This window comes from Catellatospora chokoriensis (genome assembly GCF_011297315.1).
Taxonomy (GTDB): Bacteria; Actinomycetota; Actinomycetes; order Mycobacteriales; family Micromonosporaceae; genus Catellatospora; species Catellatospora citrea.
On sequence record NZ_JAAOTI010000058.1, the window covers coordinates 1 to 16,289 of the forward strand.

Annotated in this window: 16 protein-coding genes; 6 read left to right on the forward strand and 10 right to left on the reverse strand. The window is 63.1% G+C overall.

The window, feature by feature from the left end; all coding sequences use genetic code 11:
- Positions 1-186: 186 nt before the first annotated feature.
- The 8 genes from HAV39_RS41525 to HAV39_RS41560 form a co-directional block, all read right to left on the reverse strand.
- Entirely contained in the window at positions 187-1,314 is a 1,128-nt protein-coding gene (locus HAV39_RS41525) for a tyrosine-type recombinase/integrase (RefSeq protein WP_191844572.1), read from the reverse strand.
- Entirely contained in the window at positions 1,314-1,526 is a 213-nt protein-coding gene (locus tag HAV39_RS41530) for a helix-turn-helix domain-containing protein (RefSeq protein ID WP_191844573.1), read from the reverse strand. The genes HAV39_RS41525 and HAV39_RS41530 overlap by 1 nt, the downstream gene beginning before the upstream one ends.
- Before the next feature lie 23 nt (positions 1,527-1,549).
- Positions 1,550-3,058 (reverse strand): replication initiator, encoded by a 1,509-nt coding sequence (locus HAV39_RS41535; RefSeq protein ID WP_244958921.1) that lies wholly within the window; start codon positions 3,056-3,058, stop codon positions 1,550-1,552.
- Between the two features lie 41 nt (positions 3,059-3,099).
- The gene (locus HAV39_RS41540) at positions 3,100-3,771 is read right to left on the reverse strand and encodes an NUDIX domain-containing protein (protein WP_191844574.1); all 672 of its coding nucleotides are present in this window, start codon (positions 3,769-3,771) and stop codon (positions 3,100-3,102) included.
- A gap of 141 nt (positions 3,772-3,912) precedes the next feature.
- Entirely contained in the window at positions 3,913-4,818 is a 906-nt protein-coding gene (locus HAV39_RS43570; RefSeq protein WP_191844575.1) for a hypothetical protein, read from the reverse strand.
- 2 nt (positions 4,819-4,820) lie between these two features.
- Positions 4,821-6,002, reverse strand: coding sequence for an FtsK/SpoIIIE domain-containing protein (locus HAV39_RS41550; protein WP_191844576.1), 1,182 nt, complete (start codon positions 6,000-6,002; stop codon positions 4,821-4,823).
- 23 nt (positions 6,003-6,025) lie between these two features.
- Entirely contained in the window at positions 6,026-6,424 is a 399-nt protein-coding gene (locus HAV39_RS41555; RefSeq protein ID WP_191844577.1) for a hypothetical protein, read from the reverse strand.
- Positions 6,425-6,513: 89 nt separating this feature from the next.
- Complete coding sequence (locus HAV39_RS41560) at positions 6,514-6,900, reverse strand: plasmid replication, integration and excision activator (protein WP_191844578.1); 387 nt, start codon at positions 6,898-6,900, stop codon at positions 6,514-6,516.
- Positions 6,901-7,053: 153 nt separating this feature from the next.
- Between HAV39_RS41560 and HAV39_RS41565 the strand changes: the two genes are divergently transcribed.
- From HAV39_RS41565 to HAV39_RS41590, 6 genes are all read left to right on the forward strand, one after another.
- Positions 7,054-7,830 (forward strand): GntR family transcriptional regulator, encoded by a 777-nt coding sequence (locus HAV39_RS41565; protein WP_191844579.1) that lies wholly within the window; start codon positions 7,054-7,056, stop codon positions 7,828-7,830.
- Positions 7,830-8,675 carry a hypothetical protein gene (locus HAV39_RS41570; RefSeq protein ID WP_191844586.1) on the forward strand — a complete coding sequence of 282 codons (846 nt, stop codon included), beginning with the start codon at positions 7,830-7,832 and terminating at the stop codon, positions 8,673-8,675. Before HAV39_RS41565 ends, HAV39_RS41570 begins: the two co-directional genes overlap by 1 nt.
- On the forward strand, positions 8,672-9,100 hold the full coding sequence (locus tag HAV39_RS41575; RefSeq protein ID WP_191844580.1) for an NUDIX hydrolase: 429 nt from the start codon (positions 8,672-8,674) through the stop codon (positions 9,098-9,100). The genes HAV39_RS41570 and HAV39_RS41575 overlap by 4 nt, the downstream gene beginning before the upstream one ends.
- Positions 9,101-9,357: 257 nt before the next feature.
- On the forward strand, positions 9,358-10,914 hold the full coding sequence (locus tag HAV39_RS41580) for an AAA family ATPase (protein WP_203736778.1): 1,557 nt from the start codon (positions 9,358-9,360) through the stop codon (positions 10,912-10,914).
- Positions 10,905-11,759: an HNH endonuclease signature motif containing protein gene (locus HAV39_RS41585; RefSeq protein WP_191844581.1), complete on the forward strand. Its 855-nt coding sequence runs from the start codon at positions 10,905-10,907 to the stop codon at positions 11,757-11,759. Before HAV39_RS41580 ends, HAV39_RS41585 begins: the two co-directional genes overlap by 10 nt.
- A 255-nt stretch (positions 11,760-12,014) precedes the next feature.
- Positions 12,015-12,410 carry a hypothetical protein gene (locus HAV39_RS41590; RefSeq protein WP_191844582.1) on the forward strand — a complete coding sequence of 132 codons (396 nt, stop codon included), beginning with the start codon at positions 12,015-12,017 and terminating at the stop codon, positions 12,408-12,410.
- A gap of 238 nt (positions 12,411-12,648) precedes the next feature.
- On the opposite strand, the gene HAV39_RS41595 is transcribed toward HAV39_RS41590, so the two are convergent.
- Positions 12,649-14,082, reverse strand: coding sequence for a Fic family protein (locus HAV39_RS41595; protein WP_191844583.1), 1,434 nt, complete (start codon positions 14,080-14,082; stop codon positions 12,649-12,651).
- 31 nt (positions 14,083-14,113) lie between these two features.
- A complete protein-coding gene (locus HAV39_RS41600) occupies positions 14,114-15,463 on the reverse strand; it encodes a pentapeptide repeat-containing protein (RefSeq protein ID WP_191844584.1) in 1,350 nt (449 codons plus the stop codon).
- Between the last annotated feature and the right edge of the window lie 826 nt (positions 15,464-16,289).

Sequence of the window (16,289 nt, forward strand, 5' to 3'; positions counted from 1 at the left end):
ACCGCGGCTGAAACGCGCAGGCGGATGCCGTACGAGCGGCGCGGCATGAAAAAACCCGGCCTCTCGACCGGGTTTTCCCTGCTGGTGGGCGTGGCAGGGTTCGAACCTGCGACCCTCCGCTTGTAAGTCAGGCGACTTTCGCAGGTCAGAGCACCCGTGGCGCGCCGCGTGCGATCCGTCATGCGATTAGCTTCGCATCGTGATGGACTTCGGCAGCTTGGCCGCGTTGCCGTGTGCTGCGAGGTCCGACAGCGCCTTTGCGATCTCGGCGTCTCGCCCATCGACTACATGCAGGTAGCGCTTCGCAGCGACCATCGACGAGTGGCCGAGGCGGAGCATGAGGTCCGCGAGGGTCGCGCCGGCCTGCGCCGCAAGCGTCTGGCCCGTGTGCCGGAGGTCGTGGAACGTGATGTGGTTGAGGCCCGCCTTCTGCCGCGCCCGCCTGAACGCCTGGTAAAGGGCATGGCCTCGGAGCGGCGTTCCGTCCCTGCTCACGAACAGCCGTTCTGCGCCCGCATGCTCTGCGAGGTGCATCTTTACGATCGGCAACACGTGGGGCGGGATGGTGACGGTGCGCTTGCCCGCCTCGGTCTTAGGGTCGCCGTCGTAGGCCGCCGTGGACTCCAGCAGTTCGATCCGGTTCTTCCGCACGCTGATCGTGCCCGCGCCCAGGTCCACGTCCGCAACGCGAAGTCCGGCGATCTCACCTCGGCGCAGCCCGCACCATGCCGCGATTAGCACCGCTGTACGGTACTTGGGAAAGATCGCCTCCATTACGGCAATGATCTGCGACGGCGTCGCGATCGGGCGCTCAGCAGCACGGACCAGACCCGCGCCGGGAAGCTGGCACGGATTCCGGGCGATCATCTCCTCACGCACAGCAGTATTCATGACCATCCGCATGAAACGGTAAGCCTGGGCGATCGCGGTCCGACCGCCCTTCCCACGAAGCGCCTCCGCGTGCCACTCACGCACGACAGTTGGAGTCACGCCACGTAACGGCAGATCTACGAGCGCGGACAGATGCAAGCGGATGTTGCGTTCACACGTCTCGCGCCAGCGCGGGCCGATTTCCGCGCTATCGCGGAGCACAGCGCGTGCGTAGACACCGAAGGTGACCATGCTGCTTCGTTGATCGATCCAGGTGCCACGTGCGATGTCCGCCTCCACCAGCGCAAGCCATCGGCTGGCGTCGGTTTTCGCTCGGAACGTCTCCGGTGCTGTCTGACGTTCCCCGCTCGGCGCAGTGAACGAGGCTTGGTAGCGCCCCGAGGGCAGCTTGCGGATGTAGCCGAACTGTCGACGCTTGGCCATCAGGCCACTACCTTTCCGCGCGACCCAGCCAACCGCACCGGCTCAACAGTGCCGGCCGCGATGAAGGCGAGGATGGCGCTCTCTGGAATGCGGACGTGATGCCCGCCCAGCTTGATGAACGTGATGCGCCGCTCCGCGATGAGACGGCGCGCGAAACGAACCTTGGTGTTGAGCAGCTCCGCCGCCTGCTCGACGGTCAGTAGCCGGTCCATCAGATCGCTCCCCTGGTCACTGGTCAGTTGACGTTTGCCGTGGTCACGTGGGGACGTCGCTGACGTGCGGCGTCTGCGGCCATGGCGGCGAGTGCGGCGTCGCCGGAGGTGCGCCAGCCGTTGCCGACGTGCTGCCAGTGGTTGATGACGAGCACGGTGGAGTCGTCGGCGGCGTCGACCAGGGCGACGGGCTCGCCGGGGGTCGTAGCGCGGACGGTGATCCGGTCGGCCGGGTCGGGTCGGCGTGCGGCGCGGAGTGCGCCCATGGTGGTGGAGTAGCGGCGGCTTTTGGTGGCGAAGTGGCCGCCGAAGCCGAGCATGTGTGCCCAGCGGCGAAGTCCGATCCAGCCGTCTGCGGCGCCGAGGTTCCAGCACGCGATGATGAGCCGGTTGGTGTGCCGGGCCGGGTTGGCGTAGGCCTCCATGGACGCCGCGGTGACCCGTCCGGCGTTGACGCCGGTGATCTCGGTGGCCTTGGTGGCGTACTTGGCCAGGTATCCGGCTACGTGCTGCTCGGTCAGCACCTCGCCGGGCAGGCCGGTCCGTACGACCTTGACGTCGACCTGGGTGCCCCATCGCAGTTCCCAGCCGCGAGGCTGCTCAGGGTGGGGCGCGGTGGTGAGTCCTGTTGACCGGGCAGCGACTTCTACGGCCGTCTTGAGCATGGCGGCGGTGTAGAGCGGGATCTGGTCGCCGTTGGGGTCGATGCCGAACGGTGGCGGAGCGATGGTGTGGGGGTCGCCGGGCAGGTTGGCGTCTAGGCGGAGCAGGGCGTGCAGGTGGACGACGCCGCGGCGCTGGTACTCGGCGACCTTGGCGTAGCGGAGTTTGACTGCGCCTTTGGGGGTCGCGCCGATGTGCCGGCGGACGGCGAGCATGGTCCGGTCCCAGAGTTTGGCGACCAGGTGGTTCCACACGACTTGGTGCTGGTGGTCGTAGCAGTCCAGGCATAGCGGCTGCCCGAGCCGGTGGTCTGTCTCGCTGTGCACGGCGTTGCACGACATCGGCTTGCCGTGGACACAGACGGGCCGGTCCCGGCGGACGCGGCAGGGCTGGGGCTTGTCGTTGCGCACGACGCGGGTGTGCACGATGCCAAACGACGGCGCGGTCAGGGTGACGAACACCGCCGGGTGCAGCGCTACCGATTCGGGCACGCCCTTGCCACCGGCGAGGCCAGCCTTGATGAGTTGGTAGGTGTCGTAGCGGTAGGTGGTGGCGCAGGCCGGGCACAGCGAGGCGATCCGCGTGCCGCACGGCTTGTAGAGCACGTTGTCGGGAAGCGTGTCGGTGGAGAACCGTTCGAGCACCGCGCCAGTCGACGCGCTGACGGTGAGGACTTCACCGCGCAGGCGGACGGGGCGGGTGCAGCCGCGGGCGCGGGCGGCGGCGTCGAGCCAGCGGCCGAAACCAGGCTTCGCGGCGCGCTCCAGCAGGCCGAGGCGTTCGGCGTCGGCGGGGTTGTCTAGGCCGATCATGTCGGCGAGGAGGTGCCCGGCGAGGGTCTGTGGGTTGTTTTCGGGTGCAGTGATCACCGGGCACCTCCTTCCGGGGGTGTCGCGTCGAGAGGGCCGGGTTAGGCGAGGGCGTCGGTGAGCAGGTCGCGGTGGGCGGCGAAGACCTGCCCGCCGTAGCCGACCGTGATGTGCACGTTGAGGTGGGCGTAGGTGCCGGCGGGGATCCAGTCGGCGCGGCGGGCGTCGTCAGCACCGACCACGGTTGGCAGGTCGGCGGTGCTGTCGTAGGTGCCGAAGTCGCCGCGGTAGACGGCGGTGACCATCCACGCCTCATCCGAGCCACGCGGGTCCGGGACGAGCCGGGCCGGGCCGGTGCGGTAGAGCCGGTCGGCGGGGACGATCAGACCGGTTTCCTCGGCCAGCTCGCGGGATGCGGCGTCGGCCAGGTCTTCACCGATCTCGACGCAGCCGCCGGGCAGTGCCCAGCCGTGCCCGTCACCGCGCTCGATCATGACGATGTAGCGCAGGCCGCTCACGGTGGCGGTGATCAGCGTGTCCGCGCAGGGCTGCTCACCCCAGTGGCCGAGCTGGTTGCGGCCGTAGCGGATGCCGGTCGACGGGCCGGGGCGGACCGGACGGCCGTTGACCAGCTCGAACGGGATCAGCGCACCGGCCTGCCGGGCCTCCCAGTCCAGCAGGACCGGGTCCATGATCGGGTCGGCCCAGCCCTCGGCGATGCCGATGGTGAACACGTCGGGGTGGGTGTACTCGCGGGGAGTGTCGGGGGTCATGATGGTCCTGCCTCTCTGTGAGGTAGCGGGACACGACGCGGTTTTCCAGGCCATGGGTCGTGTCCCGCGCTATTTGCTGGTCGCCGGTTCTGGCGGCCACCGCACCGGCCGGGGTGATGAGCCCAGCCCGCACGGAGACTGTCAGAGCAGACCCGGTGCGGCTGTGCCGTTGACGGCGGTGACCGGGGTGCGGGGCGTGGTCAGGCCGAGCGCGGCCATCACGTCGCCGGTGGTCGAGTTGGACACGCGCAGGATCTTCTGTAGCTCGTCGCGGCGGATCTGCCGGCCGTGTTCGGCGGCGAACCGGGCGGCGGCGTCGCGGGCGGTGTCCAGCACTCCCGCAGGCAGCGGCGCGGTTGGCCAGGACCGGGACGGCGCAGCGATGGCCTCGACCGGAGCCGGGACGACAGCCCTGACGACCTCGACCGGCATGGCCGGGACGTGCTCACGACGGTCTTCCACGGCTAGGGCCGGCGCAGCCGGAGCCGGGGCAACGGGGACGGGGCGGGGACGCTCGTCTGGGACGTGGAGGGGTGTCGGGGACGGCACGGGGACGTCCTGAGGACGGGGACGGACGTCCGGGACGGGGACAGGACGGGGACGGACGTCCCGGACCGCGGCCGGGGCAGGTTCCCCAGCGACCTCTGCGGCCGGTCCCTTACCCAGGATCAGCTTTGCCAGCGCCGCGAACGCCAGAGCCGGGATGACCGAGACGAGGCCGCCAGAAAAGCCTGGCTTAGCGACCGCGAGTTGTGCCGTCACGGACAGGACCAGCGCACCGCCGAGCAGGCACACCGGGTAGAGCACCGGCTGACCGGCGGCGCGGCGGCGGCGCATGACCAGCAGCGCTGCGATCGGGACCAGTTCGGTGATCACGGCGTTGGCCCAGCCAAACCAGTCGCCCGTGCTGGCCGGGCTGTTGCGCATGGTCCAGTCGTGGACGTGGGTGAACGACGCCCCACCGGCCGCAACGCCGACCGCGAGAAGGATCAGAACCAGGACGGCGCTTTCGTACCAGGTCTGCTGGGCCTTGGTGTTGGTGGCCATGGTCAGTGCTCCTTTCCGGCGTAGGCGGGCGCGTACTCGGCGACCAATGCAGCGATGTCGGCGTCGTTCGGGTAGGAGATCCGGATGCGTTCGGGGTCGGCGTTGCCGTCTAGGACGTAGCCGACGCCGGGGGTGGTGACCGGGATGAGGTCGCAGAGTGCGCCGCGGTCGCGGGCGTTGTCGCCCAGGACCATGTCGACTTCGGCGGCTTCGGCCAGGCGCAGCCCGACCCGGATCGTGAACAGGTTCCGCAGCGGCACGACCTCCTTGCGGCCGTCCTGGACCAGGGAGGCGAGGTGCATACCGGCGGCGCGGCCCTTGGTGAGCAGCAGCGCGAGGGAGTTCTTGATCCGTTCGCGGGTGTTCTTGTCGCCGTACGCGGTCAGGGTCGCCAGTTCATCGATGAGCAGGATGCGGGTCGGGTCGTCGGGGGTGGCCTCGTGCTTGCGGGTCCGGCCACGTAGCGCCACGGTGCGCTTGTCCATGACGTCGACGGCTTCGTCGAGGGTGTCGGCCATCTCCTTCGCGCCGTCGCACAGGAACCGCTCCAGCAGCGGCGCGGCCGGGGCCATCTCCATGCCGCCCTTGGGGTCGATGCCCCACACCCGCACCGTGCCTGAGGCGATGCCGCCGGCCAGGGACCGGATGAACGAGTGCACGAAGCTGCCCTTGCCCGCATCTGTCGCGCCGACGACCAGGACGTGACCGCCGGAAAGGCGAAGGTGCCAGGTCTGGCCCGTCTCCCGGCGCCCGATCGGCAGCGCGGCCAGGTCAGCGACCATCGGCACGGGCAGCGGCCGGACCACGGCAGACAGCGGGTCGCCCTGGTGCAGGTGCAGCACCACCAGGCCCGGCTTGAGCCCGGCGCGGATCGCGACGCGGCGCACGCCGAACGTCTCGGCCATGCGGGTGATGTGCTTGGCGAAGTCCGCGCGGGTCTGGCCGGGCACGACCGCGATGGTGAGCACGTCCAGGCCGTCACGGGAGTAGATGCCCACGATCCGCGGCGTGTAGAGCGTGCCGTAGTGCCGGACCGTGAGCTTGCACGCGGTCATGAGCTGCGGCCACAGGGGCTCGATGTCGTCCAGACGGAACTTGGCCAGCTGCGCACAGGGGCGGCACAGGCACCACGAGCGGTGGTAGTCACGCGGGTGGACCCAGTCACCACACAGGCACTTGATCATCTGAACTCGGGCACCGCCGAACATCACTGCTCACCACCGATCGCGGCCAGCAGATCGAGCTGAGTGCCGGCCAACGCGGCACCGGTCGCGGTGGGGCGAGTGTCGGCGGCGCGGGCGGGAGCCGGGACCGGGCGGACCATGGTCGGCAGCCAGGCACCACGGCCCAGGACGGCGCGGGCGTCGATCGGGGTGGTGACCTGGAGCATGACCGAGCGCAGGTCGACGTGGCCCGACATGGCGATCTGCCGAGCGAGGGCGGCGGCGGCACCGGCGACCTCGATCAGGGTCGCGATGCGCAGCTCATCGGAGAACCCGGCCATGAACAGCGACCGGGACGCGAGGATCGCGGGAGCGGCCAGCGAGGACACCAGCGCCGACGAGTCAGGAGCGTTGGCGGGCGCGGGGTTGGGTAGCGTGGACATGACGAACCTCCCCTTTCGAGGTGAGGAGTCAGCACGCGGGACCGGACTGTTCTTGGCGGAGTGGGCCGGTCCCGCGTGGCGTGTGAAGGTCAGGACTGCGCCGCATCGGCGGCGACCATCTCGCGAGCCATGTACGACCAGGCCAGACGCGCACGGCCACCGTTGTCGGAGATGTACGGCGTCGCAGTCATCTCGGTGAACTCCACCGGCGTGAACGGCGAACCCACCACCGCGTTCGGTGGAACCGGCTGATACGCCGCCGCCAGCTTGACCTTCGCGACCGTCTGCGCGCCCTTGAGCGACCGGTCACCGTCGATGACCGTCACCTCCCACAGCAGCTCACCCGTCACCGGGTGCTTCTTCTGCGAACCACGCTTACCGTTCTCGAACTCGAACACCGGCTCGACATCCGAGTTCAGGTACGCCCCGAACGGGAACACCTGCTCGAACCTCACCGCGATCGGACCCTTCAGCATCGTGATCACTCCTCCCGAGCTACGTATTACGTCTTGCATCGACTGTAGCCTCGGTCCGAGCAGCACGCAAGACGTATTACGTGTAGGACCGAGGTTCTCTCTGCGGGCGCTAGGGCATACGCTTGGTAAGACGTACTACGAGCAGGAGTTTTGATGACGACGATCGAGACCTCACGGTCGCAGTACGCGCAGATTGCCGACCTGGTGCGTCGGCGCATTGCTGATGGCACCTACCCCGCTGGAGCTGTGCTGCCGAGCGAAGACCGCCTCGCAGATGAGCTGAGGGTGTCGCGCCCGACCGTCAACAAGGCCCTGGTCATCCTGCGCAACACAGGTGAGATTAAGGTCCGCCGGGGGGCAGGAACCGTAGTTCGCTCCCTGCCCACCATCCTCCGAGACGCCAAGAAGCGATACGCGGCGCGCAACGAGGGTAGCGGCGCAGGCGAGGTAGAGGTCAGCCGTCATGCGTTGAAGTCCAGCACCACGTACCGCGAAATCAGCCAGACGACCCCGCCAATGTCTGTTGCGGAGATCCTGGGGCTAGCCGAAGGCGAGCAAGCGCTACTACGCAGCCGGGTCCTGTACGCCAACGGCGAGCCCATCCAGATCGCGGACTCGTACATCCCTTGGCGACTAGCCGAAGGCGTTCCCGACCTGATGCGGGAGAACGCGGGTCGTGGAGGGTCCTACGGCCGACTTGCTGACGCCGGCAACCCAGTGACACGGTTCGCCGAGGACATCACCGTGCGCATGCCCACCGACGACGAACAGCGGACGTTGGAGCTTGAAACGACGCAACCGGTGTTTGAGATCTGCCATGTCGCTTACTCGCAGGACCGCCCCATCGAGGTGTGCCTGCATGTGATGACGGGCCATCTGTGGAAGCTGCACTACGAGTGGGATGACCCGACGCACGAGCAGGACTCGTGATGCACGTTGTGACGGCAACCGAGGCGGCTCCGGGCAGGCCTGTCAACGAGGACCAGGTCTTTCATCATCGATCCGTCGTGGGAGTTCTCGACGGTGTAACGGCCCCGGACGGGCTCGAGACCGGTTGTGTGCACGGCCCTGCTTGGTACGTGCGCCAGCTCGTGACTCACCTGAAGGGTGCCATCGACGATGCGCCCGCGGCGCCATTAACCAAGCTTCTCGGAGCCGCCATCGAACGCGTGATGCTCGATCATCCGATGTGCGACCTCGCCAATCCGAGCACACCTGCCGCAACGGTCTGCCTCATCCGCGACGCCGGCACAGAGCTGGAGTACCTGATCCTCTGCGACAACTCGCTCATCATCGACACCGGCACTGAGACGGCCCTGCTTGTTGACGACCGCTTCGCCCGCGCGGTGCAGCAGATACGCAAGGACTATCTCGTCGGAGACGTTCCCATCGGTTCCGAAGCACACCAGGTTCGTGTACGAGCCGCCAGTACGCGCAAACGCGAACTCACCAACACGTCCGGTGGTTACTGGATCGCTGCCGCCAGCCCGGAGGCGGCAGAACAGGCGATCACCGGTCGACTGCCACTACGGGGGCAAGGTGCCGTGCGACGCGCAGCACTGCTCACCGATGGCGCGTCCTGCGCCGTAGACGTGTTCGGCCTATACGACTGGACGGCGTTGCTAGACCTAGTCACTGACCGTGGACCTCAGGAACTGATTCGCCAGATCCGGTCGGCTGAAACCGCCGATTTTGACGGCCACGCGCAGCCGCGCTTCAAACGCCACGATGACGCCACCGTTGCCCTCTGCCTATTCGACGAGGAGACCCGATGACCGAGTTGCCACGCCACTCCGTCAGCGTCGCCGGAGTTGTCACCGACGATCAAGGCCGGGTGCTGGTGATCCAACGGCGCGACAACGGCGCGTGGCAACTGCCTGGGGGAGTGCTCGAACTCACCGAGACTGTCGAAGACGGCATGTGCCGTGAGGTCCTGGAGGAGACGGGCCTCATCGTGCGGCCCGTGAGGCTGACTGGCGTCTACAAGAATATGAAGCTCGGTGTCGTCGCCCTGGTCTTCCTCGCCGAGGCGGTAGCTGGTGAGCCCACGCCGACCGACGAGTCCGCGGCAGTCGACTGGTGGACACCCGAGCAGGTGCGCGACCGCATGGCAGAGGCCTTCGCCGTGCGCATCCTTGATGCTCTAAAAACTGGCCTCGTGCCCGCCATCGGCCAAAACGACGGCGTAACCCTCCTTTAAGGCTGGTCAAGGTGGCTACGTCCGCGAGAACGGGAGCCAGCTGCTCGTCAGTTTGAGAGTCACCTCGACCGACTTCCGGGGCGAACGACAACTCTTGCACCGTCGCTGGCGGCAAACGGGTCAGTTCGTGCCGGCTGACGCGAATTGCCTGGTGAGCGTGACCTGACCGCCGGATGTGCTGGCGGTTGTTAATCTGCGATGCTTCGGTGAAGCTCAGCAGTCTGTCGTGACATTCGCAACATAGTCGAGGAGTTACCGTGTTGCCCATCGTGTTGCCACCGCCGCTGAGTTTTGCCGTCCTCCCAGTCGGTCACAGCCCAAGGCAGGAAACGCCTCACCGGTGCTACCTGGTTACTGACAACTGGAACGACTGGTTCACATTCCAGACGCAGTATTACCTAGTCTATTGTGATCGCAACCGAGATCTCCACCATATCGGGCGCGTAAAGATAGGCCAGTTTGGGATGACTGCGGGTCAGAGCCGTCCAGACTTGCCGACTGGCTTGTTCCAAGAACTCGATCAGCGATTCTTCTCGCTAGGGCAAGATGACAATTTCTACGCGAACCTGAATGAACTCGGGTCGGTCGTTAGGACGGAGATTCTTTCGTCACTGAGGGATATGGCATTTGACTTGGCCATCATGCAAGCCGCTCAGAGTGAAGATGTCACGTCAGCATCACTTATGCGAGACATACTTCCGGCAACAGTTGAACGCCAGTTCCACAGAATCGCACATGGTGGCGAACGCCTAACGCCTTACAACTTCAGCTATATCTCGAATGAGGACCACGCATCACGCGTGTCTTTTTCAGTGCAGCCGGATTCGACACCACCGACAAATGTGCACGTTTTGATTGGCCGAAATGGTGTCGGCAAGACCTATTTAATCAATTCAATGGCGAATGCGCTGATCTTCCCCAATGCCCCAGCAAATGTGGGACGCGTTTGGTCCGACATGGATGGTGAACCGTCACCTTTCGTCAACGTAGTGTTTGTAAGTTTTAGCGCATTCGACCAATTCTGGCCGCGACGCAACCATGAGTTGGCCTACACCTACCTCGGGCTCCACCGAGAGATAAACGACACGGGTTGGTCAGATTGGGACCAGGAGGAGCCCCCCGCCTCTGCAACGAAAACTAACTCGGATTTGGCTACCGAGTTTGTGGAGTCGATGCTGAGGTGCATGGCCGAACCCCTGCGAACTCGCTGGACCACAGCTATTCAACTGCTAGAGGCAGACCCGGTATTCGCCGACGCCGAGATCACGTCCATTCTTCGGGAACCGTGGAATCACGGCCGCTATGCAGACAGGCTATTTGGTCGACTTAGTTCTGGCCACAAGATCGTCCTGTTGACGCTGACTCGATTGGTTGAGAGCGTCACCGAAAGGACGCTCGTCCTGATGGACGAGCCCGAGGCGCACTTGCATCCGCCCCTACTGGCCGCATTCGTACGGGCCCTTTCCAACCTGCTAATTGACAGGAATGGCGTTGCGGTAGTCGCCACGCACTCCCCCGTGGTCCTGCAAGAAGTGCCGCGAACGTGCGCCTGGAAGATCCACAGGTCGGGGCGTCATACTGTAGTGTCACGACCGGAAGTTGAAACGTTCGGAGAGAACGTAGGCGTTCTTACTCACGAGGTTTTCGGCCTGGAAGTGATGCACTCGAGCTTTCACACACTCCTGCGCACTCTAGTGCATGACAGCACTGGATATTCAGATGTCATGATGAAGCTTGGCTGGCAGTTGGGCGACGAAGGAAAGGCTATTATTCAGGCCATGTTGGCCGCTCGTCAGCCTGGAGCGTGGCGCTGATGTGGCGAATTCCAAGGCCAGCGCAGAAGCCCGAAGACGTTTATGACTTGTGCATTAGTCGAATTGAAGATTCCGACCTCAAGCGGCGTTTGGGCGCGGCACGAGGTGATATCACCAAAGGAGCCGCGGCTTACGAAGCTTCTGCCGCTACAGCTAGTCTTCACCTCTTGAGCGGAGATGATTTTGAGGTAACGGACGTGAGTAAGGCCGAAATGGGATCCGTTTATACGGGACGCATGGTCCCAGAAGGTTCTCCGGGTCGGGATATCTACGACAAGCTGATCCTAGCGGCCCCTTTTCGGCGATGCCCCATGTGTGGCGTGGGAACCGCTCGATCACTAGACCACACAATGCCCAAGACGAAATTCCATTCACTCGCAGTAAATCCCCTCAATCTTGTTCCGGTATGCTTCGATTGCAATAAAATAAAGTCAAACTCTGTTCCTGCGGTTGCTGAAGAACAGGTGTTGCACCCTTACTTCGACAATGTCACGGAGCAGCAATGGCTCTGGGCAGAGGTGCTGGACAGAGCGCCGGCCGTTCTGCGCTTCTTCGTAAAGGCATCGCCATCATGGGATGCCACAACCAATGCACGAATTAGTGAGCACTTTCGCCAATTCCAGCTTGGTGAAGTCTACTCACTGTTGGCGGGTCGAAAGGTCGCGAGCATCAGGCGTGAGCTGTCTGAAGTCTTCATCCTATCCGGTGAAGCGGGGCTTCGTGCGCACCTGGTTCGCTGCGCAAACTCGCATCGCGAGGAGTACCTCAATGATTGGGTAACTGCCACCTACATGGCCATGGCTGAAAGTGATTGGTTTTGCGCAGGTGGCTTCGGAGTAAGGTGACCACGGCTGGTCGGACCGCATGCTTGCTTCCGCGCGGCGCGCCTTAAGCGGCGAACGAACCACCGAGGCTAGTTCTCCACAACGGGCACGAGGGAACGCCGAGCGGCGCGAGATGGCACCAGCGTCTGAGCCCACACCGGCACCACCAAGACGCAACACCGACGCCAAACCCAGCAGCCACAACAGTCCAGCCATGCGCTCCCCCCGCCACATCTGGTCACGCTGCTCACCCACCGGACACCCAACGCCATCGGCATGTGTCGAAACTTTCCCTACGAGGTCAAGGCGGCGCTGAAGCGCCGCGCCGAGTCCGGGCACTGGGCCTCGGCGCTCTGCCTCCGGCCGCGCCAGGCCCGCGCCCGACCCGGCAGCCAGCAGCGAAGCCTTGAGTCGATAGGACAGATCGACCTTGCCGAAGGCGAAGAGTTACCGCAGGTCAGCGCCCTGATCAATGCGGCTGGTGATCGACTGGCCGACGCTACGGCCGTGGCCAGCGCCGACGCGCGTCAGAACGTGCCGGAAGTGATCAAGCTGATGGTGGCCGCTCAGCGAGAGGAAGTGATCTTTTGTCGACAGGGTGATCACAACGACGAAGATCGTATATTGTTTGATTTTATGATCATTTCTTCGCACGTCAGACGAACTAACTGACCGCAGCTCCCGCCGCCGTCACATCCGTGCCACCTGATCTCTTCAAGGTCAAAGTCAACCCCTCAACCTCGGGCTCCGGGGAGTCGCACCCCGCCCACCATCGGCCCGGGCAAAGCCTTCATGATCTCCGGCCGTGGTCAAGGTCGTTCAGTCGTGGAGTGCTCCACCTTGACCACGGCCGGAGATCATGACCACGGGGTGCGGGCCGACGGCAGACGGGGAGCTAGGTGGCCGACCCCTATATTGCGTTTGTAGCATTTTTTGCCGGATCAATGAAATGGTTGTCGTACCCCGCTCTACCTAGCGCGCTCTTTAGCTCTGTGAACAATTTTTGGCACAACGCGCCGACCACATCCTCCGCAGCAAGTTTAATTCTTGCTTGCGCTCCGTCACTAATTGTCGGATGAAGGTCATCAAAGCGCAAAGCAAGTGATTCGTGGACCATATCCGTTTCGGGATGATCCCACCTAATTTTAAACATCGATCGCACTGCCATGTCGCGTGAAATCTCTAATTGACAACTCTGGGTGACGCTTACCTCTGCGCCCCGGGTGACTATCGCAGTTATCCACAACCCGGGTTGAGAGTACTCATCACTCCGGCTGATCGTGTACGTAATAGTACCGTCTGTGCGGATGAGCGCCGTAGCGACCGAGCTTTTGAGCTCCGCGACAAACGCCTCCCAGAAGCGGTTTCCCACCTTTTCGGTGTCTTCAACGGTCAGGTCCCCAGTTCCTGTAACCAGATCAAGCATTGCGGACACGTATGTCGACGGCGTCGTGTGAGTAGCGATGCGAAGTTCCTGCCGTGCGCGACCTGCTGCGTCTATCAATAGGTCGGTCATATAGGTCGTTATGCCTTGATACCTACCCAGGTCGGCTGCTTCGAGTGCTTGTCGGTACGTTTGTTTGCGGTCCGCATAAACAACGAGAGGTAAATCGCATAGTTGATAGGTGAAGTACGAGGCTAGCGCTCGTGCAACGCGCCCGTTCCCGTCTGCAAACGGGTGGATCCGGACAAAAGAATAGTGCGCGTAGGCCGCCTTTACAACCGGATGGGCTCGCTGAAACTCGAGGGTATCCAGCTCGTCCACGAAGCGCTGAATCTCTATCGGTGTATCAAGAACGGGAGCATACGAAAACTGTCTGCCATGACGATCGATGACGTGATTAGGGTGCTCTTTGTACTCGCCATGCTTAAGGAGCAACTTCACTGGCGCGAGAATGCCACCAGGGCCTAATACGTGCCCTGTGTAGTGTGTTTGGGTTGCGCAAACAGTTTTGTGGATGTCTCGAATAAGGCCCGCTGTTACTGGAAGCTTTTGTTTGCTAGCCTCGCGTATGAGCTCGTATGCGTTCACCTGATCCAAAAAGTGACCCATCGATTCAGGCAGTAATTCCTCCCAGCCTTCTGCTTGCGTAGCAATGGTCCGGGTGTCACCGGTGGACAAGGAGTAAAGGTTTTCGACAGCTCCGGTTTCGGCAGCGGCTTCGCGGCTCAAAATGGACACCACGGCTGCACAAGCCATCGGACTGGCCTTCCTGCGAAGCGCATTTAGCCCATGGATTGACTGGTACAGGCTGTCTGGTACATCAAGTTTGGCCCACGTTCGAAAGGGCGGTATTGAGGTGTAGCCGGCGTCCATATTTGACGATTCCGCGTGCTCGTTCAACTTCGCCTGACCTCCACGTGGTTAGAGCAGCTCAGCTTTCGCTGGCATCAGCCGCAGCAATTGCTTCCGACACCTGTTCGGCAAATACAGGCGGTGTTTCCGTTCCGGCGAAATCTTTCATCGGTGGCGGCATTATTAAGCCTCTCGGCGGTTCGATCCAGCTGTCAAATACCGGAGGACACTTGCGTACAACGGCGCGCGAAAGATCGACGATCCCACCTCCGGTGAATTCGGTGTCGGTGAACGTCACCGTGCTGCCCTGGAACACCGCGCGGTCGAATGAGAGCGAGCTCGAGTCAAAACGCGCATCGGAAAACACCATCTCGCCGCCATTGAATCGCATCTCACTAAACTTAACTTCGCCACCGAGAAACGCAGTGTGCCCGAACCTGATGACCCCATTGGTGAGACCAGCCATGCTGAAGTTAATGACGCCATCTGAGACCTCGGCACCCACAAACGATACGTTGGCACCAGCGAAGCGCGCTCCGCTGAGGCTGACCATAGCCCCCATGAATTTGGATTCCCAGAACGTCAACTCTCCAGCTTCGAGCCTCACCCCACTAAGCGTTATAGGGCCGGCGGTAAATTTAGCCGAACCAAATGATAGTGTGCCACCGCTTAGCAGAAACCCACTAAACCCGACCGCGGCACCATTGAACTTGGCTCCACTGAAAGAAACCCTACCTTTGGACAGCGTTGCCCTACCGAAATAGACTCCGCCGCTTACAAAACTTGAATCCTCAAACCGCACGCGTGATCCGCTAAATTCAGCCTCGATGAAGCTCGTAGTTCCATGAGAAAATGTCGCGCCAACAAACGAGACCTCTGAACGTACAAAAAGTGCTCCATGAAAAGATGTGACACCCTCAAAGTGAGCACCCGAGAAGTCGCCTCCATCGAAAACCGCTCCACTAAAATCGAGGTCGTAACCTCGCCAGCTTTTAGAATCGGCGGAGTCTCGGCGCAAGTGTTCGCTAATGATGCCGATGATGATAAGGCGCACCTCACGCTCGCCCCTCACCAAATCGTGGTCACCAGGGATGTGATCGTAGGGCATCCGGAGATACGAGCATAGAACATTGATACATGTCTGGCGTCCTGCAAGCCAATCATCAGCCAGACCGGCCATCGCCTGAATGCCTGTCATTCTGACCATCGCCGAGTCGTGCCCGATAAGCTGGCTCGCGGCGATAAAGCGCTCATTGTACAGCTTTGCTTCGTCTCTGCGACTCGCTTCTTCTTCTCGTCGATTGGCATCTTCTGCGACGCGCTGCTTTCGGTAGGCGACCACCAAGGCGACTACACCCCCAAGACCCCCCGTAACCACAAGCGCGATACGTACCAGATCGAGGCTGTCCTTCGCCTCCCATGTCTGCACGTTTGCAAGATCGGGCCGATTGAGGCCCATCCACAAGGAGAGCGCCGCGATTCCGAAGACGGCGACGCCACCCACAACTACACCGGCTAGAGCGAACGGGAACCTCCAAAGCCGGACTCGCCCAGAGTCGCGCGTTGGTGGAGTTATCGGCGAAGACTTCACATCAGTGTTTCTAGCCGAGACCTCCACCGCGGCGAAACAGTCGAGCGGCCTACGATTCACTCCGTTCAGCACGAACCACGATTTCGCCAGGTGGAGTGCGTGAGCGCAGTGCGCTGTCCACGGCCGCGAGCAGGCGGGGTGCGATGACGAGAAGGCGCCAGCGACACCGAGGCGCCGTTGCTGTACAGCAGTGAAGGGCAGCAACGGCACTACCCAACGCCGGCCGTCGCTGCCCTTCCTCGAACGGCTGACCTCGCATGCCTGGCAACCCCAGCCCGCGACTAATACGTGGTTAGGAGGATGACGCCAGGCCGTCTCCAGGCCGTCAGAGATGCCTCCATGGCCGTGCAACGACCAACCTCAACCGCTAAGGCAGAACAAGACAGCAGCTCAGAGCAGCTGTTCGACGGCGTGGCCATGAAGGCGACGGACGAGCCGGCCTGTACGCCGGATACTAGGCGGCCCGGTCAGACGCACCAGCTATAGCCGATCTTGCGTGCGATATCCGTGCGATAAGCGTCGGCAAACTATGGTTCGCAGCGGACAAGGGCGGCGAAGCCTGCCGGGACCAAAGATCCCATGAAACACAGCAGGAGCAGGCGAAATGCCTGCTCCTGGATGGTGGGCGTGGCAGGGTTCGAACCTGCGACCCTCCGCTTGTAAG